The following is a 24,816-nucleotide window of genomic DNA, read 5'->3' on the forward strand; positions in this document are numbered from 1 at the left end:
AGTCCTGAAATCGTAGTGTTGAATTATCAGCGCTCGGTGATATTTTGACCATATGGGTGAGTGTTGTTTCAGTTGTAGAGGTTTTTTCTATTCAAAGAGAGAAACACAGGGAGAATTTATCCGATTTTATTTGGTTAACGCGCGGCTAACCGATTTCCTTCCGGGAAGCGCGCCGTGATCTCGTTGCACACCAACCCGTCCATGCTGGCCGCGGTCCGCGTGCTCGGGGCGGCGGACCGCGCGACGGCCCTCGCGGCGGGCCGGGTCATGACCGGCTTGCGGGTCGCCGGCGCCCTGGACGACGCCTCCAGCTTCGCGATCGCCCAGGGCATCCGGGTCGACATGGCGGCGGCCGGCGCCGTGGCGTCGGCGAAGAAGAGTGCGGCCGGGCTTCTGCGGGTGACCAACGCCGGGATCGAAGCGCTCCAGGGCGTGCTGCAGGATATCCGCGCCAAGGCGACGGAACTCGCCAATCCGGGGGTGAGCGCCCAACAGCGCGCGCTGCTGCAGGACGGTATGCGCAACCTCATCGATCAGTACGACCAGATCGTGGCCAACGCCGGTTTCAACGGCGTCAACCTGATCGACGGCAGCGGCGAGACCACCGACGTCCGGTTCAACCCTGCGACCACGGGCTTCGCCAGCTATCCGCCGGCGGTCGGGGATGCGGTGACGGTGTCGTTCGACATCGAGCTGGTCGGCGGCAACGGCACCGACAACATCGCGCCGACTCTGACCTGGCTGGTCAACGGACGCGAGGTGGCGGGTTCGGCGATCGCGCCGGGGCCGTGGACCGGCGATCAGACGATTACCGACACGATCGCGCTGACTGCGGCCGACCTGGCTGCCGGTACCACCACGATCCAGGCCCGGCTGACGGCGAGCTATCCGCAGGGCGGCGAGAACGTCGACGCCACCTTCGACGTGGTGCAGTGGTCGAACTCCCCGTCGGTCAGCCAGCCGGGCGGCGGCAACCCCGACATGTCGGTGAGCTCCGGAACCTTCCGGGCCGGCTCGACCGTGTCGTTCGACGGCGTCTTCGACCTACCGGCCGCGGTGTCGGGGGCGGATTCGGTCACCGTCGACGTCGAGCACGTCTATCAGCGCTACGATGCCGGCAGCTGGGTCGACGTCTCGGTGATCGGCAGCGAGCAGATCCTGAACACCACCGGCCCGCTGCCGTCCGGGTACAACGTCAACATGTCGAGCCAGAGCTTCACCGTGCCCGGCGGCTCCGAGACGCTGCTCGACCACCGCATCGTGACGCGGGCCACGGTGGCGTCGTCGGCGGCGACCGCTTCGCTGAACGCCACCTACGAGAACACGGTGGCGAGCTGGAGCTACACGGCCCCGGTGCAGGGGCTGGACCTGCTCTGGTTCACCAGTTCGATGGTCGAGTACACGACCGACGTCAGCGGCGAGCAGGAGCAGATCCAGCGCAAGAACCTGACCGCCGGCTCGATGAGCCTCGACACGCTCGACTTCTCGACCGCAGCCAGTTCGCTGACGTCTCTGTCCCAGCTCGCCACGATCGACACCTACATCCAGGACCAGTCGGCGTATTTCGGTGCCGAGCTGCGGACCATCGAGCTCGGCCTCAGGTTCGACCAGGCCATCTTGGACGCCACTGCCGAGGGGCTGGGCAACATCGTTGACGCGGACCTCGCGCGGGAAGGGGCGGAGTTCGTGGCCCGTCAGGTCCGCCAGCAACTGGCCACGGATACCCTGGCCAACCTGACAAGGCGGCCGCAGATCCTGCTCGGCCTGTTCCGGAACTGAGCGCCGGGCCGCTCCCGGCCACAAAAAACCGCGGAGCCCGTCTCGACTCCGCGGTTCCCTGGCCGTGAGGCGCCGCGCGCCCGGAAATGCCCGGACGCGCGGCCATCAGGCTGGTGTTACTGGCCCGTGTACCAGGAGTCGGCGTAGAAGCCGCCGCCGATGGCGCCGAGAAGCCGCATGCTGCCGCGGACGAACATGGCGCCGGCCTGGCCCATGTTGTTGCCCATGGCGGCCATGCCGAGACCGCCACCCTCGGCCGCGCCGGCACCGGCGGCCATGCCGCCACCCATGCCGCCACCCATCCCGGCGGCGCCGGTCGCATAGGCGTAGACGGGAATGATCAGGCCGTCCGTGACGACCGCCGCGACCGCCGCACCGGCGATCACGCCGGCGGTGACGGCAAGCACCCGGTAGCCGTCGAAGCCGGACGACGCGGCCGGGGCCGCGGCGGTCTGGGCCTGGGCGCCGACCGGGGCGATAGCGAGACTGGATGCGATCAGGCCGGCAGCTGCGAGAGTCTTTAAGGCGTTCATGGATTCCTCCTGGTTCCTAGCCATCCATGGCGCCGCTGAGTGTCCCAACGCCGCCCCCGAAATCTCTGTACGTGACCGGGACAAAGCCACCACTGTCACTATGGTCAGTCTAGTAGATCGAACCCGCTTCCGGCCAGTCCCGTAGCATACGCCGCATTTACGACTCGAATGCGATCCACCGCTCCGGGCGTACAGGTCAATCCGCAGTATACAACGAATCCGCGTAGAATCCGCCGCCGATTGCGCCGAGCAGTGTCATGGCGCCCCGGAACGCGTGGTAGCCGACATGCCCGATCGGCTCGGCCATGCCGTTGGCCATGCCGATCTCGCCGGCGCCGGCCCCGGCGGCAGCGGCCATGGTCCCCGCCATGCTGATGCCGGCCGCCTGCCCGCCGGTGGCGTAGGCGTAGACCGGAATGATCAGACCGTCTGTGACGATCACCGCGACCGCGGCACCGCCGATGACACCGGCCGTGACCGCGAGCACACGGTAACCGTCGAAAGAATAGGCAGCGCTGCTCGCTTCGGCGGCAGGCGCAGGTGCAGCGGGCGTCGCGGTGGTCTGGGCCTGCGCGGCGAGCGGCGCGAGCGCCAACCCGGCCGCCATCACGCCGGCGCCGGCAATCGTCTTCAGTCCCGACATCGTATCCCCCTTCGACATGCGTTCCCCGATCCGACCGGCGGGTATCGCCCCGCCGTCAGGCCATCCAATGCCACGCGAGCGTTGCGGGCATTGCGTTGGATCAATGGCCCAGCAAGTAACGTGCCGGCCGGCTCAGCCCGCCGCCATCTTCTCGCCGGCCTTCGGGGCGATGTGCGCGTAGTTCCGGCTGCCGAACCAGAGCTGGTACTCGGGGTAGGTCGTCGGCGGGTATTTCGGCGGGTTGCCCGGACCGGTGCAGGTTGGGATGCACTCCATGACGTGGTCGTAGGAGCAGTCGAAGAAGAACGGGATGGCGTAGCGGTCGCGCGGCGTGCGGTGGACGACGCGGTGCGGGGTCGACAGGAACCGCTCGTTGGTCCAGCGGTGCGCCAGGTCGCCGGTGTTCACCACGAACGAGCCCGGGATCATCGGCGGCTCGATCCAGGTCCCGTCGGGCAGCCGGATCGCCAGGCCGGGGATGTCGGACTGGGCCAGCAGGGTCAGGAAGCCGGAGTCGGTGTGCGGGGCTATGGCGAACTGGTTGTCCTCGATCTCGGCCTCCGGCACCGGCGGGTAGTGGGTCATCCGCAGGGTGTACATCGGCAGTTCGAACGCCTTGTCGAACCAGTCGGCCGGCAGGTCCAGGGCACGGGCGTAGAGCGGCAGCAACGACTTGGCCAGCGCCTCCATGGCGTCGCAGTAGGCGACGACGTCGGCCCGGAAGCCGGGCAGGGCGGTCTCGCCCGGCCACTGGTTCGGGGCCTTGTAGCGCTTGCCGGCCAGCACGTCCGGGTGGTCCGGTGCCAGGTCGCGCTTGACGAACAGCGCCTCGTTCAGATTCGGCTTGGTGTTGACGTTGACCCTGGAGGACCGGGTCGTGCTGCCCTTGAACGGCAGGTAGCCGATGTTGTGCTCGTTGGCTTTCAGCGCCAGCTTCGCCTCGAGCGGCAGGGCATGAAAACGGCGCGCGCTCTCGAACGCGGCGTCGATGCGGGCCTGCGGGACACCGTGGTTCACGACGACGAAGAAGCCGACGTTCTCCTGGGCGTGCCGCAGCTCGGCGGCGAGGGCGTCGAGCGCACCGGGCGTGCCGGTCCGGTAAGGCCCGAGGTCGAGGACCGGAATATCGCGACGGGTCATGCGATCCTCCCTGGCAACGCAGCGTCGCCGGCAGCCTAGCATCGGTGTGACGGAGCCGTCAGTCGAGGAACTGTGGCATGCCGTCGAGCAAGGCCGCCGAGACCTCGCCGAACGGGTGGGCGTAGCCGTAGAAGTCGAGGTTCTCCTCTCGGAACCAGGCATCGGCCTGGACCGAACGCTCGTAGGCGGCGCCGAGTTCGAGGAACCGGCGATGCTTTCCCGCCGGCAGTCGGCACGGCGCGCCGCCGAGCATCGTCAGGAACTCGCCGGTCGCCGCGTCGATCTGGTGGGCGTCGTTCGCCACCAGCTCGATTCCGCGCGCCTCGAAATCGGCATCGCGGAACAGCGCGGGCAGCCGGGCGTCGAGGATCTCGGCGTAGCGCAGCAGCCGGCCGGTCGCGCCGTCGCGGTAGCGCTTGAACAGCGACAGGTCCCGGTTGTAGGGCAGGTTGAGGTGCTCGAACGGCGTGTTGGTGCGCAGCGTCGGGGTGCCGAACGCGGCGGCCACCCAGATCGGTCCGGAGTTCTGCGCGGTCCCGAACGCGGCGTCGGCCAGCACCGCGAGGTCGACGGCGCGCTCGTGCGGGGCGAGGCCCGGCAGGGCGTCCGGCAGGCTGACATAGCCGTCGCCCATCCAGCCGGCCGGCTCCAGCCCCGGCTCGCCGATCCGCACCACCTGGTAGCCGGCGTCGAGGATCCGGCGGATCGACGGAGCATAGCTGTCGATCGGCGCCGTCCGGTGGCCGTGATGGGTCAGGCCCTCGAGGTACTTCATGGTCCGCATGTGGAAGAACGCGAACGGCGCGTCGGGGTCGATCCCGATGCTGCGGAGCTGGCGATGGCCGTCCTCGCGGATCGCGTCGGACAGCTGGAGGACCGTCGGCCGCACCCCGCCGACCACGCGGCGCCAGAAGTCGACGAACATCAGCCGCGGCGACTGCAGCAGCAGGTGAATGCGCTGCAGATCGGCGACGCCGCCGTCGACGAAGCCCATGGCGGCGATCACCTCGTCGTCGGTCTCGACCCACACGAACCGGTCGCCCAGGCATTCCGGCACCCGGGCGTTGGCGCCCGGACGGTTCAGCGACGGCGTCAGCACGACGATCCGCCGGTAGCGGTCGCCGTACAGGGTCTTCAGGATCTGCGGCTCCAGGGTCAGGTGCCCGATCCGGTCCGACTGGGTCAGGATGTAGACCAGCGTCGGGCCGTCCGGGAGCAGATGCGGCATCACCAGCCGGAACAGCCTCTCCAGGTTCTCGCGGGTGACGAACCGGGCGCGCATGTCGCGCTCGAAGGTCGCGGCGTCGGGCCGCGGGCCGGACCGCCAGTCGGTCATGCTCCCGCCCTCCGGGCGTCGGCGACCGACCTGACGACGGCGGGCCAGTCGTCGCGCGCGATCCAGCCGAGGTCGCGCTCGGCGGCCCGGCTGTCGAGCGGGCTGGCGGTGGCGGTGTCCGCGAACCAGTCGGGAGCGCGGACGTCCGGCCGCTCGCCGTAGACCCGCTCGAACCAGGGCAGGGCCGCGACCCCGCCGAGGGTGTCGCGGGCGGCGATCACGTAGCGGCCGAACGCCGGCGTGTCGGCCAGAAGCGCCGCCCGGAACGCGGCTGCGGCGTCCCGCGAAGTGACGTAGCAGCGATGGGCCGGGAGCGCGCCGTAGCGCGGCGCGTCGACCGCGAACCCGGGGTGCCCCTCCGCGGCCGTCAGCGTCGCCAACTCGGCCAGGATCTCCGGGGCCTTCTCGGGGCGCACGATCAGGGTCGGCCGCAGGCAGACGATCGAGCCGATGCCGCCGCGCCGCGCGAAGCTCTCGGCGGTCTGCTCGATCAGCGCCTTGGTCAGGTCGTAGGTCCGGGTGGGCCGCAGGGGGTGCGCCTCGTCGATCGGCAGGTAGGCGGGCGGATTGTCCGGGCCGAACCCGTAGGCGGCCGACGACGAGGCGATCACGACCTTGGCGACGCCGGCTTCCTCGCAGGCCCGCAGCAGGTTCCAGGTGCCCTGGACGTTGACCTCCATGTAGCGCCGGTCCGGCACCGGCGTGCCGTCGTCGATGCCGGCCAGGTGGACGACCCGGTCGTGCCCGCGCACCGCGGATCTGACGGCATCCAGGTCGCGCATGTCGGCCGGACGGAACAGCACGTCGGCGGCCGGCCGCCGCAGGTCCAGGACCTCGACCGCATGGTCGGGCGCGAGCGCCGCGACCACGTGGGCGCCGAGCAGGCCGCCGCCGCCGGTTACGAGTACTGTCGCAGTCGCCATTCCCGCTCCGTCCAATCGGTCCTGGTCGTCGGTCGAACCGCCGGAGCATAGTACCGCCGTCGCAATCGAGAAAAGCGTGGGGGCCCCGCATGCGGGTTCTGGTCAACGGTGTCCGGCTGTTCTTCGACGTGGAGGGGGCGGGGCTCGAGCCTGAGGGGCCGGCGATGCGCCGCAAGCCGACGCTGATCGTCCTGCACGGCGGGCCGGGGGCCGATCACAGCACGCTGCGGCCGTGGTTCGCTCGGTTCGCCGACATCGCGCAGGTGGTGTACCTGGATCACCGGGCCAACGGCCGCAGCGACGACGGTCCGCCGGAGGCCGAGACCCTGGCGCAGTGGGGCGACGACATCGCCGGTTTCTGCGCCGCCCTCGAGATCGATCGGCCGATCCTCTACGGCCTGTCGTTCGGCGGCTTCGTCGCGCAGTCGGCGGCGACCCGGCATCCCGACCTGCCGTCCAGGCTGGTCCTGGCGTCGACCGCCTGCCGGTCGGTGTTCGAGCGCAAGTACGACGCCTTCGAGGCGATGGGCGGCCCGGACTCACGGCGGGCGGCCGAACGGTTCTGGGGCGGAGCGATCGACGGCGACCCGAGCGTGGTCGACGACTGGGACCGGCACTGCCGCCCGTACTACAACACCACGCCCCAGGATCCGGAGGGTCGGTCGCGCGTGGTCCGGCGGGCCGCGACCGAGGCGCGGTTCTTCAAGGCCGGTGGCGAGCGCTGGCGTATGGACTTCCGCGCGGACCTGGCCCGGGTCCGGTGTCCGACCCTGGTGCTGGCCGGCGACCGGGATCCGGTCACTCCGCTGGCCGATGCCGAGGAGATCGCCGCGCATCTGCCGTCGGACGTGCTGCGCTACGAGGTGGTGACCGGCGCCGGGCACGGAACGCATCGCGACCGGCCGGCCGAGACCGAGCGGATCCTGCGGTCCTTCATCCTGGCCGAGGGCTGAAGAGCCGGGGCGCGGCCGGCCGCGTGTCATTCTCCTGTCGGTCCGACGACCGGGTAGTATGATCTTCGGCATCGGGGCTCGACGGGCGTGCCGGCGGATAGGGGGGCAAAGTCATGATCTGGCTCGGCGCGTTGGCGCTGCTGGTGGTCGTGGCCGTGGTGGCGGCCGTCGTCATGCTGCGCGGCAACCGGTCGCCGGCTCCGGCCGTGGCCGATCCCGCGGTCGAGCGTCGCCGGGGCGCGACGCCGGCACCGTCCGGCGGCGGCCTCGGCGACCGGCTCCGCGAGGCGGTCGCCCGACAGCGCGAGCAGGCGGGCCGCCTGACCGCGGGTCACGTGCAGCTGATCGACGTGGGCGCGATGGTCGAAGGCGCGTCCGCCGCGGGACTGTCTCCGGCCAAGGCGCTGCAGGTCGCCGAGGAGGTCGCTCGCCGGATGATCCGCCAGGGCGACCTGCTGGTGCGGATGGAGCCCGACGGCGTGGCCATCCTGTTCGACGGCGCGACCCGGGCCGAGGCCGAGGCCAAGAGCCGGCAGATCGCCGAGGCCACGCTCGCCGCGCTCGGCGAGGTCGGGGCCGGCGGCCGGTATCTCGCCGAGGGTTTCGGCTACGAACTGGACGAGGTGCTGGACGGCGCGGTCATCGACACCGTCGACGACCTGATCCGCTTCGTCCACATCGCGCACCGCTCCTACGTCGCCAAGCAGCGCGGGCTGGCCCGCCAGCTGGAGAAAGGGGTCAGCCTGATCCGCCGCGAGATCCGTGCCGGCAACGGCGGCGTCGTGATCGGCCAGGAGATCGCGGTGTGCCGGCGGGCCGGCGACGGCGGTCGGGAGACCCTCCGCGAGGAGGGCTTCGCCGAGCTCGATCCGGCCGTCGGGGCGGAAACCGACTGCGTCGTGCTGGAGAAGCTTGGCACGTCGATGGCGGCCGTCCTGGCCGGGTCTGACGAGCCGGTCTACGTGCCGGCCCGGCTCTCCAGCCTGGTGAACCCGCTCTACCTGGGAAACCTGCGCGCCGCCCTGGATGGCCTGCCGCCGACCGTCCGGCAGCGGCTGGTTCTGGTGGTCGACCCGGGCGCCGGGGCCGTGCGGACGTTGCTGCCGAAGGCGACCGAGCTTCTCCGGACCCGCGTCATCGGACTGGCGGCCCGTGTCAGGGATCCGGCGACGGACGTGGCGACGGCCGAGGCGGCGGGCTTCACGACGGTGGTTCTGGATTCGCCGGAGCGCCGGTTCGACGACCCGGTCGCGGTGGTGGGGCGGTTCCGGTCGAGCGCGCGCGATGCCGGCCTGACCGCGATCGTGCTGGACGCGGGCGATGCCGTGGCGAGCCTGCCCGGCGGCATCGCGCACTCCCGGTCCGGCCCGGGGTGAGAGCTCCGGCGGTTAACCGTTGCTTAACCATTCCGGTTAGAACTTGGTTCACCGTTCGTTGCTATTCACGAAGCGCCGGGCCGATGTCCCGGCAGGCATACCGAAGCGCGAGATTAATGAGATTTTTACAATTTGACCTAAGAGTTGACTAGAATATAGGTCAAATTGAGTGTGTTTCGGCGGGCCAGCCCTGGGCCTAGCCACTGGTTGCTTCGAGTCGAACCACTGACCGGCAGGCCGCCGTTGCCTGTCGACCGGCACCATAAGCGCGATTCGCGGGCGTCGACGGCGCCGACGCGGTGACAGTTTGGAGACTGACATGAGGGTTTGGGAACTGGCATCGAGCCAGCGCGTGGGCGAAGTGGCCCGGCGGAATGTCGAACTCGTGGTCGTCGATTCGGCCGTCGAAGACGCCGCGACCCTGCTGGCGGGCCTCGGCGCCGACGCCGAGGTGCTGCGGCTGGCCGCGGGCGGGCGGGGCATCGAGCAGGTGGCCGAGTACCTGAACGGTCGCTCCGGCGTGGCGGCGCTGCACGTCGTGGGCCACGGCGAGCCCGGCAGCCTGCTGCTGGCCGGCGAGCGGATCGACCTGCCCGGGCTGGTGATGCGGCGAGGGATCCTGGCCGACATCGCGGCAGCGCTGTCGCCCGACGGGCGCGTCGTGCTGTACGGCTGCTCGGTCGCTGCCGGTGCCGCGGGGCGGGGCTTCGTCGAGTATCTCGAGGCGGCGCTCGGTGCCGAGGTGTTCGCCTCGGTAGCACCGGTCGGCGCGGCGGCGCTGGGCGGCAGCTGGATCCTGCGCGATCCGGCCGGCGCGACGGTCGAGCCGGCGTTCGCGCCGGCGGCCCGGGCCGCCTATCAGGGCTTGCTGGCGAGCACGACCGGTACAGCCGGCAACGACACCCTCACCGGCACGGCCGGCAACGACGACATCTCCGGCCTCGGCGGTACCGACGTCATCTCCGCGCTCGACGGCAACGATTCGCTGTTCGGCGATCTCGGCAATGACACGCTGTATGGCGGTGGCGGCAACGACACGATCTACGGCGGCGACGGCAACGACTTCGGCTACGGCGCCACCGGCAACGACATTGTCTACGGCGAGGCCGGCAACGACGCCACTTCGGGCGGCGACGGCGACGACACGCTCTACGGCGGTGCCGGCAACGACACGGTCATCGGCAGTTCAGGCGCCGACCTGCTGTACGGCGACGACGGTGGCGACTGGATATGGGGCGGCAAGGGCAACGATCTGCTCTACGGCGGGACCGGCACCGACACCATGTCGGGCGGCGACGGCGCCGACACCCTGTACGGCGATACCGAGAACGATACCCTGAGCGGATTCTCCGGCGACGACCTGCTGTACGGCGGGGTCGGCGACGACGTGCTGCGGGGCGGTGCCAATGCCGACACGATGTTCGGCGGCGACGGCAACGACACCTTCACCGGCAGCGCCGCCAACCACAACGGCGACACCATCGGCGATTTCGCGATCGGCGACACCATCGAGGTCACCAGCAGCGATCTGACGGCGCTGAACGGGACGGCGGCGAGCGGCACGATCGACCTCGGCAGCGGTCAGACCCTGACCCTGACCGGCATCACCTCGGCGAGCGGCACCTGGAGCGCGTCGCTGAGCGGCGGCACAACCACGATTACCCTGACCGCGCCGTCCAACAACGGCGGCGGCGATTCCGGCGGCTCCGGCTCGGACGGCGGGGTGTCGGTGAACGACGGCGGGGTGAGCGACAATTCGGGCGGCGACCGGACGATCACCAACAACGGCGGCAGCAGCGGCTCGGCGGCGATCGTGCAGAACACCGGCAACAACGGCAACGTGGTCACGGCGACCCTGCCGCCGTCGGTCAGCATCACGTCGTCGGGGCCGTCGACGGCGCAGTCCGGCGACACCGCGGTGAACACCCTGGTCTCCGCCATCGAGGGCCGCAACCCGACCGGGTCGACCGAGGTGGTCGGCGGGGCGCGGACCTTCCTGAATACCCTGGCGTCGACCACCACCCTGGACATCCGCACCATCATTCCGACGGTCGGCACCGGCATCACCACCGACGCGCCGATCGTGATCACCGGGTCCTCGAACAGCGGGCAGTCGGAGGCGTTCGTGATCGACATGCGGTCGATCACCGGCAAGACCCTGCAGCTCGACAACATCGAGTTCGCGTCGATCATCGGCAACGCGACGGTGACCGGCGGGTCGGGCAACAACTACGCGGTCGGCGACGGCAGCAGCCAGTTCATCTCGCTGGGCGAGGGCGACGACACGCTGTACGGCGGCGACGGCGACGACACCATCGGCTCGGCGGCCGGCAACGACAGCCTGTACGGCGACGGCGGCAACGACACGGTGAATGGCGGTTCCGGCAACGATTCGCTGTGGGGCGGCACCGGGGCCGACGTGGTGTACGGCAACACCGACGCCGACGTGCTGTACGGCAATGTCGGCGGCGACACCCTGTATGGCGGCCAGGACGCCGACGTGGCGTATGGCGGCCAGGACGCCGACGTGGCCTATGGCAACCTGGCCGACGACGTGCTGTACGGCAACCTCGGCGCCGACAGCCTGTTCGGCGGCCAGGGCAACGACAACCTGCTGGGAGGCCAGGACAACGACCTGCTGGTCGGCGGGCTCGGCAACGACACCCTGCAGGGCGGGCTCGGCGACGACACGATCTCCGGTGGCGACGGCGCCGACCTGATCGTGATCGGCAACGGCGGCGGCGCCGACACGGTCAACGACTTCGACGGCGCCGGCGGCGACACCATCAGGATCGCGTCGGACGTCAACGGCAGCGGCATCGCCAGCTACGCCGAGCTGGTGGCGGCGGCGACCGACACCGCCGACGGGGTGCAGATCGCGCTCGGCAGCGGCAACACCCTGACCCTCAACGGCGTCACCGTGTCCCAGCTGCAGTCCGGCTGGTTCACCTTCGGATAGACGGCTCGGCCGGCGGCGGGTCGCGAGAACCCGCCGCCGGGGCCGCCGTCAGCGAATGGCGGTCGGGTTGATCATCATCTGCACCGCCCCGCGCATGCGGGTCGGGCCGAGCACGAACATGAACTCGTAGGCCTTGTCCCTGGCGAGTTCGCGCGTCTCCATGTTCTCCAGGATGAAGATCCCGTTCTTGGGAATCAGGATCTGGTGCACCTCGAACACGCCGGTGCCCTCGGGGAACGGCACCGCCTCGAGGCCCCAGGTGTCGGCGCCGACGGCCACGACTCCGATCTCCGCCAGGTACTCGGCCCCGCTCTTGCCGAGACCGGGCTCGGACGAGCCGTAGCGCTTGGCGTCGCGGGTGCCTTCGTCGAGCAGGGTCAGCCAGTTCGAGTGGAACAGCACGACGTCGCCCTTGCGGATCTCGACGCCCTGCTTCTTGGCGGCGCCGACAATGTCCTCCTTGGTGTAGGGAGTGCCCTCCTTCACCAGGTCGACGCCGTAGTACGCGGCCATGTCGAGCAGCACGCCGCGGGTCACGATCGGCGGCAGCTTCTCGATGCCGAGCTTCTTCAGCCCGTCGGCCTTGGCGAAGTCGCTGTCCTTGAGGCCGTTGTAGTAGACGTGGTCGATGCCGATGTGACCGAGCCCGTCGATCTGCGGGCCGATGCCGAGCCAGCCCATGAAGATGTCGTCGTTGTAGGTCATGGCGTTGTCGCCGAGACCCTTGGTCGCGATCTGGTTCGGCTGCAGCACCGTGATGCTCATGGTACGCGGCGCGAACGCCGGGACCGTCGGATCGACGATGATGCCGAGGTTGTAGGTCTTGCCGGTCTTCACCAGCTTGGCGGCCTGCATCACCGACTCGGGCGTGATCAGGTTGGCTGCGCCGATCTCGTCGTCCGGCCCCCATTTCGACTTCGTCCAGTCCTGCGCCATCGCCGGCCCGGCCAGCAGCACGGCCCCCAGAGCAACGGTGGCTGCGTAGGTCGCTCGCATTTCTTCCTCCCTCAAGGACTTCTTTTGGGCATCGCCTCCGCCATCCATGCGGGTGACGATGAAACGGAATTTCATCATGCGGCGGCCGGTTTGGCTAGGGGATTGGTTAACTCCCCAATGTTCGTTTCCGATGCGTGGTTCTCGTTGGAATTGTCACAAAAATGAAGCGTTCCGAAGCGGTTTCGGTGGGCTGCGCCGAATGCGAAGAATGTCGTTGATCGGGTATCTTTGCCTTCACTTTTCAGTATTTTGGCTGCGATGGGGATCGTTACCCAATTACTTGATTGAATAGTGAAATTTGGACATGGGGGTTCAATTGCCGGCCGAGTGTGCCATATTGTGGGTATCCTTCACTATCAGGTAGCGAATTCATGTGTGGATTGGCCGGCGAAATCCGGTTCGACGGGCGCTCCGCGTCGCCCGTCCGTCTTGCTGCCATGGCGGACGCCATGGTCACCCGCGGCCCCGACGCCGACGGACTGTTCCTGCAGAGCCGCCTCGGGCTCGCGCACCGGCGGCTGTCGATCATCGACCTGTCCGAGCGCGCCCAGCAGCCGATGGTGGATGCGGAACTCGGCCTGGCGATCGCCTACAACGGGGCGATCTACAACTACCGTGAACTGAAGCGCGACCTGGAGGCCGCCGGCTACCGGTTCTTCTCCGACGGCGACACCGAGGTGATCCTCAAGGCGTTCCACAAATGGGGACCGGCCTGCGTCGAGCGCCTGGCCGGAATGTTCGCGTTTGCCGTCTGGGAGCGCGGCAGCGGCCGGGTGACCCTGGCGCGCGACCGGCTCGGCATCAAGCCGCTGTACCTCGCCGAGGTGAAGGGCGGCCTGCGGTTCGCGTCGACCCTGCCGGCGCTTTTGCAGGCCGGCGACGTCTCGACCGAAATCGATCCGGTGGCGTTCAACCACTACATGACGTTTCACGCGGTGGTGCCGGCCCCTCGCACCATCCTCAAGGGCGTGCGCAAGCTGCCGCCGGCGACCGTGCTGACGGTCGAAGCCGACGGCCGACGCCAGGAGCGCCGGTACTGGGCGCCGGTCTACGAGACCCGTGACGACGAGCGCGGGCTCGGCGCCGAGGACTGGGCCGAGCGGGTGCTGGAGAGCCTGCGCACGGCGGTGCGGCGGCGGCTGGTCGCCGACGTGCCGGTCGGGGTGCTGCTGTCGGGCGGCGTCGATTCCTCGCTGATCACCGGGTTGATCGCCGAGCAGAGCGACGTGCCGCTGGAGACCTTCTCGGTCGGCTTCGAGACCGTCGGCGACGAGGTCGGCGACGAGTTCCAGTACTCGAACATCATCGCCGAGCACTTCGGCACGGTGCACCACCAGATCCGGGTCGACAGCCGCGAGCGCCTGCTGCCGTCGCTGCCGAGCTGCATCGCCGCGATGTCGGAGCCGATGGTCAGCCACGACTGCATCGGCTTCTACCTGCTGAGCGAGGAGGTCGCGAAGCGGGTCAAGGTCGTGCAGTCCGGCCAGGGCGCCGACGAGGTGTTCGGCGGTTATCACTGGTATCCGCCGCTGCTCGACGACGCGACCGGCGTCGCCGACTACGCCCGGCTGTTCCGCGACCGCGACCACGACGGCTTCCTGGCTGCCGCCGGGCCGGCGCTGCGGAACGGCGACCATGCCGGGGCGTTCCTGGAGGAGGCGTTCGCGATGCCGGGGGCGGAGCGGACCATCGACAAGGCGCTCCGCCTCGACACCACGGTCATGCTGGTCGACGACCCGGTGAAGCGGGTCGACAACATGACCATGGCCTGGGGGCTGGAGGCCCGGGTGCCGTTCCTGGATCACGAGTTGGTCGAGCTCGCCGCCCGGATCCCGGCCGAGTTCAAGGTCGGCGAGGGCGGCAAGCACGTGCTGAAGCAGGCCGCCCGCCGGGTGATCCCGTCGGCGGTCATCGACCGGCCGAAGGGCTACTTCCCGGTGCCGGCGCTCAAGTACATCCAGGGCGACACCCTGGAATACGTGCGGGACATCCTGAACGATCGCCGGGCCCGCGACCGGGGCCTGTTCGAGCAGGGCTGGCTGGACAGCCGGCTGCAGACCCCGGAGGCGCACATCACGGGGCTTGGGGGATCCGAGCTCTGGCAGGCGGCGCTGCTCGAGGCCTGGCTGCAGGCCCACGGGATCTGACACGGGAGACGACGACGCCATGAACGAACGTATTCAGACGGCCTATCGCCAGCGCCGCTCGCGGGCTCGCGACCGGGTGCGGCGGGCGTGGAACCCGGGGCAGGCGGAGTTGCGGGATCTCGATCCGCCGGACGACAACGCGGTCGTGCATTGCGGCTGGGGACGGCTGCTGTTCGGCCACACCTTCGACAGCGCCGAGGCGTTGACCGAGGCACTCCGCCAGGAGGCCCCGGACGAGCGCGACATCGCGATCTACCTGAGCGACCCGCACGTCGTGCTGGCGCAGGCGCCGGAGGCGCTGTTCCTCGACCCGTCGCACACCTACCGGCTCGACCTGCAGCGCTACCGGCCGCGCCGCGACCGGGTGCCCGGCGTGTATGTGCGCCGTGTGCGCTCCGGCGAGGACGCGGCCGCGGTCAACCGGATCTACGCCAAGCACGGCATGGTGCAGGCCGACCGCGACTTCTTCCTGAACCACCGCGGCTCGCGCCACATCCTGCACCTGCTGGCGATCGACGAGGCCTCGGGCGAAGTGGTCGGCACGGTGACCGGCATCGACCATGTCCTGACCTTCGCCGACCCGGAACGTGGCTCCAGCCTGTGGTGCCTGGCGGTCGACCCGCAGGCCAGCCTGCCGGGCATCGGCGAGGTCCTGGTCCGGCACCTGATCGAGACCTTCCAGACCCGCGGCCTTGCGCAGATCGACCTGTCGGTCATGCACGACAACGAGCAGGCGATCGGGCTGTACGAGAAGCTCGGCTTCGAGCGGGTGCCGCTGTTCAGCATCAAGTACAAGAACCCGATCAACGAGAGGCTCTACTCGGCGCCGGGGCCGGAGGCGCGGCTCAACCCCTATGCCCGGATCATCATCAACGAGGCGCGCCGGCGCGGCATCGGGGTGGAGATCGAGGACGAGGAGGCCGGGCTGTTCACCCTGACCCATGGCGGCCGCCGGGTCGCCTGCCGGGAATCGCTGTCCGAGCTGACCAGCGCGGTGGCGTTCAGCCGCTGCGACGACAAGTCCCTGACCTCGCGCCTGCTGAAGAAGCAGGGGTTCCGGGTGCCGGAGCAGCGCGAGGTCACGGACGACGAGGGCGACGAGGCGTTCCTGAAGCGGCACGGCCGGATCGTGGTGAAGCCGGCCAAGGGCGAGCAGGGGCGCGGCATCGCGGTCGACATCTCGGATGTCGAGACCATGCGCCGCGCGATCGAGGCGGCCTATGCGGTGTCCGACCGGGTGCTGCTGGAGGAGTTCTGCGAGGGTCAGGACCTGCGCCTGATCGTGATCGACCACAAGCTGGTGGCGGCGGCGATCCGCAAGCCGGCCAGCCTGGTGGGTGACGGCGTCTCGACGGTGCGCACCCTGATCGAGAAGCAGAGCCGCCGGCGCTCGGCCGCGACCGGCGGCGAGAGCCGGATCCCGATGGACGGCGAGACCGAGCGCTGCATCGGGCTGGCCGGCTACGACTACGATTCGGTGCTGCCGGCCGGCGAGCATCTGGCGGTGCGCAAGACCGCCAACCTGCATACCGGCGGGACCATCCACGACGTTACCCCGGTCCTGTCGCCGCGTCTGGCGCTGGCGGCCGAGGAGGCGTCGCGGGCGCTCGCCATTCCCTTGGTCGGATTCGATTTCCTGGTGCCGGACCCGGCCGGCGACGACTACGTGATCGTCGAGGCCAACGAGCGTCCGGGCCTCGCCAACCACGAGCCGCAGCCGACCGCCGAGCGGTTCGTCGACATGCTGTTCCCGCACACCGTCGACCGGTCGGCACGGTCGGGTGCGCATCGACAGGAGGAGGCGCGCCATGCCGCCGCTCGATAGATCGGCCGAGGAGCGACTGCGGAGCTATGGCGACGCGTCGCGGACACTGGCGGCGATCGAGGGGCGCAGGATCCTCGACCACCTGCTGGAACTGGAGGCGATCCCGAGCCCGACCGGCTACACCGACAGCATCGTCCGGCACGTCTGCGGCTGGCTGGACGGGCGCGGGATCGACTACGAGCTGACCCGGCGCGGCGCGATCCGCGCCAACCTGCGCGGCGAGGTCGAGAGCCCGGACCGCGCGGTGGTCGGCCATCTCGACACGCTCGGCGCCCAGGTCACGCAGCTGAAGGCGAACGGACGGCTGGCGATCCGGCCGGTCGGAACCTGGGCGGCGCGGTTCGCTGAGGGCGCGCGCGTGACCGTGTTCACCGAGGCCGGGCCGAGACGCGGGACGATCCTGCCGCTGAAGGCTTCGGGGCACGTCTTCGACCAGGAGATCGAGACCCAGCCGGCGCACTGGGACAACCTGGAGATCCGGGTCGACGACCGGGTGTCGTCCAGCGACGACCTGGTCTCGCGGGCGTTCCACGTCGGCGACATGGTCGCCGTCGATCCGCAGCCGGAGGTGACCGACACCGGCTTCATCAACGCCCGGCACCTGGACGACAAGGCCGGCGTGGCAGCGATGATGGAGGTGCTGTCGGCGGTGACCGAGACCGACGCCAAGCTGCCGGTGGACTGCCACTTCCTGTTCACGATCTCGGAAGAAACCGGTTCGGGTGCCTCGGCGGTGCTGCACGGCGACGTCGCCGAGCTGCTGGCGGTCGACAACGCCACCGTGGCGCCCGGCCAGAGCTCGGCGGAGTACGGCGTCACAATCGCCATGGGCGACATGACCGGGCCGTTCGACTACCACCTCACCCGCGGCCTGATCGACCTTGCCCGCCGCTACGGCATCGACCACCGGCGCGACGTGTTCAAGCACTACCGTTGCGACGCCGCCTCGGCGATCGAAGCCGGCAACGACATCCGCACCGCGCTGGTGGCGTTCGGGCTGGACGCCAGCCACGGCTGGGAGCGGGTGCACATCGACTCGCTGGCGGCGCTGGCTCGGCTGGTGGCGGTGTATGTCATGAGTCCGCCGGTGGTTCAGCGCGACGAACTCCCGATCGGACCGCTGGACGGCTTTCCCGACACCCAGGAATAGCCTCGGTCCTGTCACCGGGACGAGCGGCACGCGCAGGCTGACGGTCGCGCGTGGTCGCTGCTAGAGTATCGGCGGCGGCGTCCCTGGGCTCCGGAGACCGCGCCGCCGCCTGATTTGGAGCGCAACCGGCGATCGACGGGAAGTCATGTCGGAGGAAGATCCGCGGCCGGAGCATCTGGCCTACGACCTGAACAAGGTGCTGTCGTCCATCGTGGGGCTGAAGAGCCACGTGCCGGAGGACGCCTTCACCGCGTCGATCCTGGGGACCGAGCGATCCGGCAACGGCGTCGTGATCCGGGAGGACGGCCTGATCCTGACCATCGGCTATCTGGTCACCGAGGCCGAGACCATCTGGATCACCGACAATCGCGGGCGGGCGGTGCCGGGGACGGTGCTCGGCTACGACCAGGAGACCGGGTTCGGCCTGGTGCAGGCACTCGGCGCGCTCGACCTGCCGGCCCTCGAGTTCGGCGAGTCCTCGGCGGTGCGCGAGGGCGATCCGGTCATGCTCGCCGGTCACGGCGGACGCCGGGCCGCGGTCAAGGCCCAGGTGATCGGCGTGCGGGAGTTCGCCGGCTACTGGGAGTACCTGATCGACGACGCCATCTTCACCGCCCCGGCACATCCGAACTGGGGCGGCTGCGGCCTGATCGGCGAGGATGGCCGCCTGCTCGGGATCGGTTCGCTGTTCATCCAGCAGTCCCAGGGCGGGGGGCAGCCGGTCGACGGCAACATGGTGGTGCCGATCGATCTGCTGAAGCCGATCTACGACGACATGGTGGCCTACGGCATGCCGAACCGGCCGCCGCGCCCCTGGCTCGGTCTGTACGGCACCGAGATGGAGAGCCGGCTGGTGGTGGCCGGGCTGAGCGACGGCGGGCCGGCGGACCAGGCCGACGTCCAGGTCGGCGACGTGATCGCCAAGGTCGACGGGCGCCCGGTCGGCAGCCTCGCCGACTTCCTGCGGCAGGTGTGGGCGGTCGGACCGGCCGGCAGCGCGATACCGCTGACCGTCGCCCGCGACGGCGAGCTGCTCGAACTGACCATCGAGTCGGTGTCGCGTCGGGAACTGCTCAAGGGACCGAAGCTGCACTGAGAAGCGAAGCCGGTGCCGGGCGCGACCCGGCCGGGGAGGGATGGATGCGCATCGGGTTTCTCGGCCTGGGGCTGATGGGCGAGGGGTTCACGCGACGGCTGGTCGAGCTCGGGCACGGCGTGGCCGGCTTCGACCCCAGGGCGGATCGAAGGGATGCCGCGGCGCAGTGGGGCGTGACCCCCGTCGGGAGCCCGGCCGAGGCCGCTGCCGGGGCCGACCTCGTCATGACCTGCGTGACCACGACCGACGACCTGGAGGAGGCGGTGTTCGGCCCCGACGGGGTCGCCGGATCGGTCGGGCGCGATGCCGTGCTCGTCGACTTCTCGACCACCGTGGTCGCCCGCACCAAGGCGATGGCCGAGCGGTTGCGGGCGGACAGCGGGGCCGGATGGGTCGATGCGCCGGTGTCCGGCGGGCCGCCGGCCGCCCGCGCCGGTGGCCTGGCGATCATGGCCGGCGGCTCGGACGCCGACATGGCGACGGTCCGGCCGGTCCTGGAAGGCCTGGCCGCCAGCCTCGTTCACCTCGGTCCGGTCGGCGCCGGCCAGGTCACGAAGATGGTCAACCAGGTGTGCGTGCTCACCAATTTCGTGGTGCTGGCGGAAGCCCTGAACCTGGCGGAGCGCGGCGGCGTCGACAGCGGCAAGCTGGTCGACGCGCTCGGCTCGGGCTATGCCGGGTCCAACCTGATGCGGGCGATGTGGCCGCGGATGATCGAGCGCGACTACGCGCCGGCCGGCTACCTTCGCCAGGTGCTCAAGGACCTCGACATGGTCCACGATCTCGCCCACGACCTGAAGGCGGCGATCCCGATGTCGACGCAGGCCGCCGAGCTGTTCCGGCTGATGGCGGCGCGCGGACACGACGAGCTTGACGGCATCGCCGTGCTCAAGCTGTTCACCGGCGAGCCGGTCTGAGGGACGGCCGGTCCGGCTTGCTTTCCGGCCCGATGATTGTATACAAGTCGACGGTCGGCAATCCGTCGTACAACTTGTCGGGGCCCGCCGGTACGGTCAAACTCCTGTCCAGGCACCGGCGACGGGCCGGAGGGGAACGGGGCCGGCAACGGACGAGGCCGGCAGCGGAACGAGGATCGTGGAAGGGGGGCACGACGTTTCGAGCAACCGATCGGACCGAACCGTCCTGGTAACGGCCGGCACAACGAACAAGACTCACAGCGGAGGACAACATGAAGTTCAAGACGCTCGTGCGCGTCTCCATGATCGTCGGCGCCTGTGCCGTCAGCCTCGGCGTCGCGCAGGCGGCCGAGGTCGAGGGCCCGAAGGTGTCGTGGAACATGTCGACCTGGGGCAAGGCCCGGGCCTTCACCGTCGGTCCGGAGTGGATTTCCCAGCAGCTGGCCGAGAAGACCGGCGGGAACTTCACCCTCAAGATCCACTACGGCGAGGCGCTGTCCAAGGCGCGCGAAAACCTGGACGGCATCAAGATCGGCGCCTTCCAGTCCGCCCAGTTCTGCAACTTCTATCATCCCGGCAAGAACCCGGCCTGGATGGTCCTGACCATGCCGTTCCTGCCGCTCGGCGACCTCGAGCTGTCCATGCACGTCCGCGAGGCGTTGATGAACACGCCGGAGTTCAAGGCGGACATGGATAACTGGAACGCCATGCCGTACTTCTCGGCGCTGCTGCCGCAGTACGAGTTCCTCGGCCGTGGCCCGGCGCCGAAGACGCTGGACGGCTGGAAGGGCATGCGGGTCCGCGCCGGCGGCGGCGTCGGTACCGCCATGGAGAAGCTGGGCGCGACCCTGACGACCGTGCCGGCGACCGACGTGTACACCGGTATGGAGCGCGGCACCATGGACGCCGCCTCGTTCCCGTACACCTACTCGCACGCCGCCTACAAGATCCACGAGATCAGCAACTGGTTCACCTCGAACATGTCGCCGGGCACCTCCGAATGCGCCATGGTCCTGAACAAGGACGCGTACGCGAAGCTGCCGCCGCAGTACCAGAAGCTGCTGATGGACCTGAAGCCCGAGGCCTACAAGGTCCAGATCAAGGCCTATCACGACATCGACGAGAAGAACCTGCCGATGTTCAGGTCCAAGCTCGAGGAGATCGTCTACTCCGACGAGCAGCTCGAGGAGTTCCGCAAGATCGGCGGCAAGCCGGTGTGGGACCAGTGGGTGGCCGAGAACAAGGACAAGTTCGACGCCCAGGGTCTGCTGGACCTGATCTTCGCGGAGGCCAAGAAGGCCGCCAACAAGTAGGCGAACGACCGCGTATCGAGGGAAGGGCCGCGCCTGGCGCGGCCCTTTCCCGCTTCCAGCCGGCCGGCTTCGCCGCGCTCGCCCGAGCCGGCGGCCGGGACTGCAAACGAAGGGACTCGGAGACATGACCCAGCCCCTGAACCTCACGCCCGAGCAGGCGGCGTCGGGGGGCCATACCGTGGATCGGTTCGACCGCGTGCTGCACGCGCTCGAGCGCGGCACCGCCCTGCTTTCCGCCTTCTTCATCTTCGGGCTGATGCTGGTGGGCGTCGTCCAGATCGTCGGGCGGACGGTCTTCAACGCACCGATCTTCGGCTACATCGACGCCATCGAGATGTCGATCGCGGTGTTCGCGTTCCTGGCCATCGCCTACTGCGAGCGCATGAACGGCCACGTCCGCATGGAACTGCTGATCGGCAAGCTGCGCGGCCGGCCGCTCTGGCTGGCCGAAATGGCCGGCCAGGTCCTCGGGCTGTTCCTGATGGCAGTGCTGATCTGGTACGGCTGGGAGCACGCCATGCGGGCCTACGAGTACGGCGATTCGACGATCGACGCGCAGATCCCCTGGTGGCCGTCGAAGATGCTGATCCCGGCGGCCTTCGCACTGTTGTTCCTGCGCCAGCTGCTGAACCTGATCGGCTATGCGCGCCTGTTCCTCAACCCGGGCGCGGCGCCGGTGGCGGTTCCGCTGATCGCCGACGTCCGCGAACTGGCCGAGGAAGAGGCCGCGGGCGCCGGCGCGCTCGAAGACACCGACGGCGAGTCCAAGGGGAGGGCCGGCGCGTGACCGAGCTCAGCAACGACACGATCGGCATCATCGGCGTCATCGCCCTCCTGGTGATGGTGATCATCGGGGTGCGCGTGTACATCGCGGCCGCGACCGTCGGCTTCGTCGGTCTGGTGGCCATCATCGGCTGGGACGCGGGCGCCGGAATGGTCGGCACGATCCCGCACTCGAAGTCGGTCACCTACACGCTGTCCGTGCTGCCGATGTTCATCCTGATCGGCTATCTGGCGTTCCACGCCGGCATCACCCAGGCGCTGTTCGACGCGGCGCGCAAGTGGCTGGGGTGGATGCCCGGTGGACTGGCGGTGGCATCGGTGATGGCCACGGCCGGCTTCGCCGCGGTGTCGGGGGCTTCGACCGCGACCGCGGCGGTGTTCGCCCGGGTGGCGATCCCCGAGATGCTGTCGGCCGGCTATTCGCGTCGGATCGCGGCGGGCGTGGTGGCGGCCGGCGGAACCCTGGCAACCCTGATTCCGCCGAGCGCGATCCTGGTGATCTACGCGATCATCGTGGAGGAATCGGTCGGGCAGCTGCTGCTGGCCGGCTTCATCCCCGGGATCGTCTCGGCGCTGATCTACGTCGCGATCATCCTGATCTGGGCCAAGATCGACCCGAAGATCGGCCCGGCGATCAAGGGATACACCTGGACCGACCGGGTCAAGGCGATACCCGGCACCTTCCCGGTGGTCGCGGTGGTCGTCATCATCTTCAGCGCCATGTACTTCGGCTGGGCGACCCCGACCGAGGCGGGAGCGCTGGGGGCGTTCGTGGTGTTCCTCATGGCGATGATGAAGGGCATGCGCTGGGACGCCCTGAAGGCGTCGCTGCTCGACACCGCCAAGCTCACCGTGATGATCTTCAGCCTGATCTGGGGCGTGCTGGCGTTCGTGCGGTTCCTCGGGTTCGCCGGCCTGCCGGAGCACTTCACCAACTTCATCGTCTCGCTGCCGTTCGAGCCGTGGGTGGTGATGGTCTGCATCCTGATCGCCTACGCGATCCTCGGCATGTTCATGGACGCGATCGGCATGCTCCTGCTGACCCTGCCGGTCGTGTACCCGGCGGTGATGGCGCTCGGCTACGACTCGATCTGGTTCGGGATCATCGTCGTGAAGATGGCCGAGGTCTGCCTGGTGACGCCGCCGATCGGCCTGAACTGCTTCGTGGTGTCGGCGGTCCGTCCGGACATCCCGATCTCCACGGTGTTCCGGGGCGTCGGCCCGTTCGTGGTCGCCGACTTCATCACCGTGGCGGTGTTCATGATCTGGCCGGAAGTGATCACCTGGCTGCCGCAGACCCTGCTGAACTAGCCCTTCGGAGCGGGAGGGGGCGGCGGGTTCCGCCTCCTCCCGGGTTCCGCTACCAGGTGGCGCCCGGCCCGAAGGCGCCCTGCAGCCCCTCGTAGACGATTGCGCCCAGGACGGCCTCTATCAGGCCGGTCTTGCGATCGCGGAACGGCAGCAGGACCTGCTCGTGGTCGTCGTAGTTGTCCCTGAAACGGAACGTCGAGCGGCCGTGGAAATGTCCCGGCAGGCCGGTCTCGGCCATCTGGTTCAGCAGTCGTACGGTCCGCGACAGGGATACGCCGGGTATCTGTTCGTCGACCAGTTCGCAGCCGGTGAAGTCGCGTCCCAGAGCATCGACCAGGTGCGAGCCGGCGAGGCGCAGGCGCCAGCCCGGCCCGGGGATGCGTTCCAGCAGAAACAGGTAGGGCAGGGCGCGGCTCGGCAGGTCGACCGGGTCGAACTGCTGTCTCGCCGGCGGCCGCTCGCCGTCGTGCAGCCCCAGCCAATACATGAGGACCATCCGGATCGGGGCGTTCACCGATCGGCGCAGCAACCTCTGACCTTCGAGATAGGACGGATCGGTCGAATGGGTTTCATGCGCCATGCACTGGCCTTGACCGGGCTGACCGAGGTTCGGGCAGCTTCGCCGAGGACCTTACCATGCGTTGTCCGACGGCGTCAGCCTCCTGAGCCCGAGTGCCGCACCCGAGGGACGGGCTACGCCGGACGATACGTCCGGGAAGCGGTGTCGTGGAACAGTGCTCGCCGATCGGCCGCGGCGAGGTCGGCGGTGATCTCCTTCAGTCCGGCGAAGATCTCGTCATAGGTGGCACACAGGGAATCGACCGGGAAATTGCTGGCCACCATGCAGCGATCGGCGCCGAACAGCCGTATCGTATCCAGGACGATCGCCCGCTGCAGATCCGGCGTCCATCGCTGTCCGGGGACGCCGATGCCGGAGATCTTGACCATCGTGTTCGGCCGGTCGGCCAGGGCCGCCATCGCGTTTCGCCAGCCGTCGAGCCCGGCCGGCGAACGGTCCGAGGGAAGCCCGGTATGGTTGAGAACTATCAGGGTATCGGGAAAGTCGCGGGCCAGGTCGGCGGCTTCGCCGAGATGCCACCATGGGGTCTGCAGGTCGTAGTGCAGCCCGTGCCGGGACAGCAGGCGATAGCCGGCCCGGAACGCCGGGTCCGCCATCGACCCGGGGGCCCCGGCCACGAAGGCGTCGGGGGACGGCGCCGCCGCCGGCTTCTGGCGTACCGAGCGGACCAGCGGGAAGGCGGCGTGGCCGGCCAGCACCTCCGCGATGTCCTCCCGCGCGAACCAGGCCTGGCCGACCATCGCGTGCGGCCAGCCGGTGCGGTCGTGCAGGGCGTGCAGCCAGCGGGTCTCGCCGACCGGGTCGCGCGGGTCCCATTCGGCCTCCATGTGTACCGACTTCACGACCCGGTGCCGGCCGTGGTCGCCGAGGAAGTCGTCGATCAGGTAGCTGCGCTGCCGAAGCGCCGAGTAGTCGCCGTAGCGGAACGGGATGACGTGGTCTTCCAGCCATGGGTAGCGGCCGTGGCCCAGGTCCCAGAAATGATGGTGCGCGTCGATGATCGGCAGGTCGGCATCGGCGTCGGTCACGGGATCCTCCCACAGGCTGGTCTTCCGG

The 24,816-nt window shown here is 69.3% G+C and carries 20 protein-coding genes; 12 read left to right on the top strand and 8 right to left on the bottom strand.

Annotated elements, in window-relative coordinates; genetic code table 11:
• Window positions 1-174: 174 nt before the first annotated feature.
• Window positions 175-1,779 (top strand): flagellin family protein, encoded by a 1,605-nt coding sequence (locus IE246_RS20030; protein ID WP_189992972.1) that lies wholly within the window; start codon window positions 175-177, stop codon window positions 1,777-1,779.
• Window positions 1,780-1,895: 116 nt separating this feature from the next.
• On the opposite strand, the gene IE246_RS20035 is transcribed toward IE246_RS20030, so the two are convergent.
• From IE246_RS20035 to IE246_RS20055, 5 genes are all read right to left on the bottom strand, one after another.
• Window positions 1,896-2,312 carry a hypothetical protein gene (locus IE246_RS20035; RefSeq protein WP_189992974.1) on the bottom strand — a complete coding sequence of 139 codons (417 nt, stop codon included), beginning with the start codon at window positions 2,310-2,312 and terminating at the stop codon, window positions 1,896-1,898.
• Window positions 2,313-2,508: 196 nt separating this feature from the next.
• Window positions 2,509-2,955 (bottom strand): hypothetical protein, encoded by a 447-nt coding sequence (locus IE246_RS20040; RefSeq protein ID WP_189992976.1) that lies wholly within the window; start codon window positions 2,953-2,955, stop codon window positions 2,509-2,511.
• Window positions 2,956-3,087: 132 nt separating this feature from the next.
• Window positions 3,088-4,095, bottom strand: coding sequence for an isopenicillin N synthase family dioxygenase (locus IE246_RS20045; protein WP_189992978.1), 1,008 nt, complete (start codon window positions 4,093-4,095; stop codon window positions 3,088-3,090).
• 58 nt (window positions 4,096-4,153) lie between these two features.
• Entirely contained in the window at window positions 4,154-5,431 is a 1,278-nt protein-coding gene (locus IE246_RS20050; RefSeq protein WP_189992980.1) for a TIGR04372 family glycosyltransferase, read from the bottom strand.
• Window positions 5,428-6,354, bottom strand: a complete 927-nt coding sequence (locus IE246_RS20055) for an NAD-dependent epimerase/dehydratase family protein (protein WP_189992982.1) — start codon at window positions 6,352-6,354, stop codon at window positions 5,428-5,430. The genes IE246_RS20050 and IE246_RS20055 overlap by 4 nt, the downstream gene beginning before the upstream one ends.
• A gap of 89 nt (window positions 6,355-6,443) precedes the next feature.
• Between IE246_RS20055 and IE246_RS20060 the strand changes: the two genes are divergently transcribed.
• From IE246_RS20060 to IE246_RS20070, 3 genes are all read left to right on the top strand, one after another.
• Complete coding sequence (locus IE246_RS20060; RefSeq protein WP_189992984.1) at window positions 6,444-7,307, top strand: alpha/beta fold hydrolase; 864 nt, start codon at window positions 6,444-6,446, stop codon at window positions 7,305-7,307.
• A 113-nt stretch (window positions 7,308-7,420) separates the two neighbouring features.
• Complete coding sequence (locus IE246_RS20065; protein ID WP_189992986.1) at window positions 7,421-8,683, top strand: hypothetical protein; 1,263 nt, start codon at window positions 7,421-7,423, stop codon at window positions 8,681-8,683.
• 319 nt (window positions 8,684-9,002) lie between these two features.
• A complete protein-coding gene (locus tag IE246_RS20070) occupies window positions 9,003-11,642 on the top strand; it encodes a DUF4347 domain-containing protein (protein ID WP_189992988.1) in 2,640 nt (879 codons plus the stop codon).
• 48 nt (window positions 11,643-11,690) lie between these two features.
• On the opposite strand, the gene IE246_RS20075 is transcribed toward IE246_RS20070, so the two are convergent.
• Window positions 11,691-12,638 (bottom strand): cyclase family protein, encoded by a 948-nt coding sequence (locus IE246_RS20075; RefSeq protein WP_189992990.1) that lies wholly within the window; start codon window positions 12,636-12,638, stop codon window positions 11,691-11,693.
• A 371-nt stretch (window positions 12,639-13,009) separates the two neighbouring features.
• Here IE246_RS20075 and IE246_RS20080 point away from each other — a divergent pair, with 371 nt between their 5' ends.
• From IE246_RS20080 to IE246_RS20115, 8 genes are all read left to right on the top strand, one after another.
• Window positions 13,010-14,785 carry an N-acetylglutaminylglutamine amidotransferase gene (locus tag IE246_RS20080; protein WP_189992992.1) on the top strand — a complete coding sequence of 592 codons (1,776 nt, stop codon included), beginning with the start codon at window positions 13,010-13,012 and terminating at the stop codon, window positions 14,783-14,785.
• Between the two features lie 19 nt (window positions 14,786-14,804).
• Entirely contained in the window at window positions 14,805-16,610 is a 1,806-nt protein-coding gene (ngg, locus tag IE246_RS20085) for an N-acetylglutaminylglutamine synthetase (protein WP_189992993.1), read from the top strand.
• Entirely contained in the window at window positions 16,594-17,760 is a 1,167-nt protein-coding gene (locus IE246_RS20090) for an osmoprotectant NAGGN system M42 family peptidase (protein ID WP_229837402.1), read from the top strand. Before ngg ends, IE246_RS20090 begins: the two co-directional genes overlap by 17 nt.
• Before the next feature lie 145 nt (window positions 17,761-17,905).
• The gene (locus IE246_RS20095; RefSeq protein ID WP_189992995.1) at window positions 17,906-18,856 is read left to right on the top strand and encodes a S1C family serine protease; all 951 of its coding nucleotides are present in this window, start codon (window positions 17,906-17,908) and stop codon (window positions 18,854-18,856) included.
• A 44-nt stretch (window positions 18,857-18,900) separates the two neighbouring features.
• Window positions 18,901-19,773: an NAD(P)-dependent oxidoreductase gene (locus IE246_RS20100; RefSeq protein WP_189992997.1), complete on the top strand. Its 873-nt coding sequence runs from the start codon at window positions 18,901-18,903 to the stop codon at window positions 19,771-19,773.
• Between the two features lie 272 nt (window positions 19,774-20,045).
• Window positions 20,046-21,086 carry a C4-dicarboxylate TRAP transporter substrate-binding protein gene (locus IE246_RS20105; RefSeq protein ID WP_189992999.1) on the top strand — a complete coding sequence of 347 codons (1,041 nt, stop codon included), beginning with the start codon at window positions 20,046-20,048 and terminating at the stop codon, window positions 21,084-21,086.
• A gap of 124 nt (window positions 21,087-21,210) precedes the next feature.
• On the top strand, window positions 21,211-21,873 hold the full coding sequence (locus IE246_RS20110) for a TRAP transporter small permease subunit (RefSeq protein ID WP_189993001.1): 663 nt from the start codon (window positions 21,211-21,213) through the stop codon (window positions 21,871-21,873).
• A complete protein-coding gene (locus IE246_RS20115) occupies window positions 21,870-23,180 on the top strand; it encodes a TRAP transporter large permease (protein WP_189993003.1) in 1,311 nt (436 codons plus the stop codon). The genes IE246_RS20110 and IE246_RS20115 overlap by 4 nt, the downstream gene beginning before the upstream one ends.
• Window positions 23,181-23,229: 49 nt before the next feature.
• Here the strand turns inward: IE246_RS20115 and IE246_RS20120 are convergent, their stop codons facing one another.
• Both IE246_RS20120 and IE246_RS20125 read right to left on the bottom strand, forming a co-directional pair.
• Window positions 23,230-23,667, bottom strand: a complete 438-nt coding sequence (locus IE246_RS20120; protein WP_189993005.1) for a PAS domain-containing protein — start codon at window positions 23,665-23,667, stop codon at window positions 23,230-23,232.
• Window positions 23,668-23,873: 206 nt separating this feature from the next.
• Window positions 23,874-24,788 (bottom strand): amidohydrolase family protein, encoded by a 915-nt coding sequence (locus IE246_RS20125; RefSeq protein ID WP_229837403.1) that lies wholly within the window; start codon window positions 24,786-24,788, stop codon window positions 23,874-23,876.
• Window positions 24,789-24,816 lie beyond the last annotated feature (28 nt).

It is taken from the genome of Thalassobaculum fulvum, from assembly GCF_014652915.1.
Lineage (GTDB): Bacteria > Pseudomonadota > Alphaproteobacteria > Thalassobaculales > Thalassobaculaceae > Thalassobaculum_A > Thalassobaculum_A fulvum.

Bases quoted from the DNA above. Each gene is read 5' to 3' on its own strand.
- IE246_RS20080 (WP_189992992.1), top strand. From the start codon at position 13,010: ATGTGTGGATTGGCCGGCGAAATCCGGTTCGACGGGCGCTCCGCGTCG.
- IE246_RS20075 (WP_189992990.1), bottom strand. From the start codon at position 12,638: ATGCGAGCGACCTACGCAGCCACCGTTGCTCTGGGGGCCGTGCTGCTG.
- IE246_RS20060 (WP_189992984.1), top strand. From the start codon at position 6,444: ATGCGGGTTCTGGTCAACGGTGTCCGGCTGTTCTTCGACGTGGAGGGG.
- IE246_RS20055 (WP_189992982.1), bottom strand. From the start codon at position 6,354: ATGGCGACTGCGACAGTACTCGTAACCGGCGGCGGCGGCCTGCTCGGC.
- IE246_RS20050 (WP_189992980.1), bottom strand. From the start codon at position 5,431: ATGACCGACTGGCGGTCCGGCCCGCGGCCCGACGCCGCGACCTTCGAG.
- IE246_RS20105 (WP_189992999.1), top strand. From the start codon at position 20,046: ATGAAGTTCAAGACGCTCGTGCGCGTCTCCATGATCGTCGGCGCCTGT.
- IE246_RS20070 (WP_189992988.1), top strand. From the start codon at position 9,003: ATGAGGGTTTGGGAACTGGCATCGAGCCAGCGCGTGGGCGAAGTGGCC.
- IE246_RS20035 (WP_189992974.1), bottom strand. From the start codon at position 2,312: ATGAACGCCTTAAAGACTCTCGCAGCTGCCGGCCTGATCGCATCCAGT.
- IE246_RS20090 (WP_229837402.1), top strand. From the start codon at position 16,594: ATGCCGCCGCTCGATAGATCGGCCGAGGAGCGACTGCGGAGCTATGGC.
- IE246_RS20110 (WP_189993001.1), top strand. From the start codon at position 21,211: ATGACCCAGCCCCTGAACCTCACGCCCGAGCAGGCGGCGTCGGGGGGC.
- IE246_RS20065 (WP_189992986.1), top strand. From the start codon at position 7,421: ATGATCTGGCTCGGCGCGTTGGCGCTGCTGGTGGTCGTGGCCGTGGTG.
- IE246_RS20040 (WP_189992976.1), bottom strand. From the start codon at position 2,955: ATGTCGGGACTGAAGACGATTGCCGGCGCCGGCGTGATGGCGGCCGGG.
- IE246_RS20120 (WP_189993005.1), bottom strand. From the start codon at position 23,667: ATGTATTGGCTGGGGCTGCACGACGGCGAGCGGCCGCCGGCGAGACAG.
- ngg (WP_189992993.1), top strand. From the start codon at position 14,805: ATGAACGAACGTATTCAGACGGCCTATCGCCAGCGCCGCTCGCGGGCT.
- IE246_RS20095 (WP_189992995.1), top strand. From the start codon at position 17,906: ATGTCGGAGGAAGATCCGCGGCCGGAGCATCTGGCCTACGACCTGAAC.
- IE246_RS20100 (WP_189992997.1), top strand. From the start codon at position 18,901: ATGCGCATCGGGTTTCTCGGCCTGGGGCTGATGGGCGAGGGGTTCACG.
- IE246_RS20045 (WP_189992978.1), bottom strand. From the start codon at position 4,095: ATGACCCGTCGCGATATTCCGGTCCTCGACCTCGGGCCTTACCGGACC.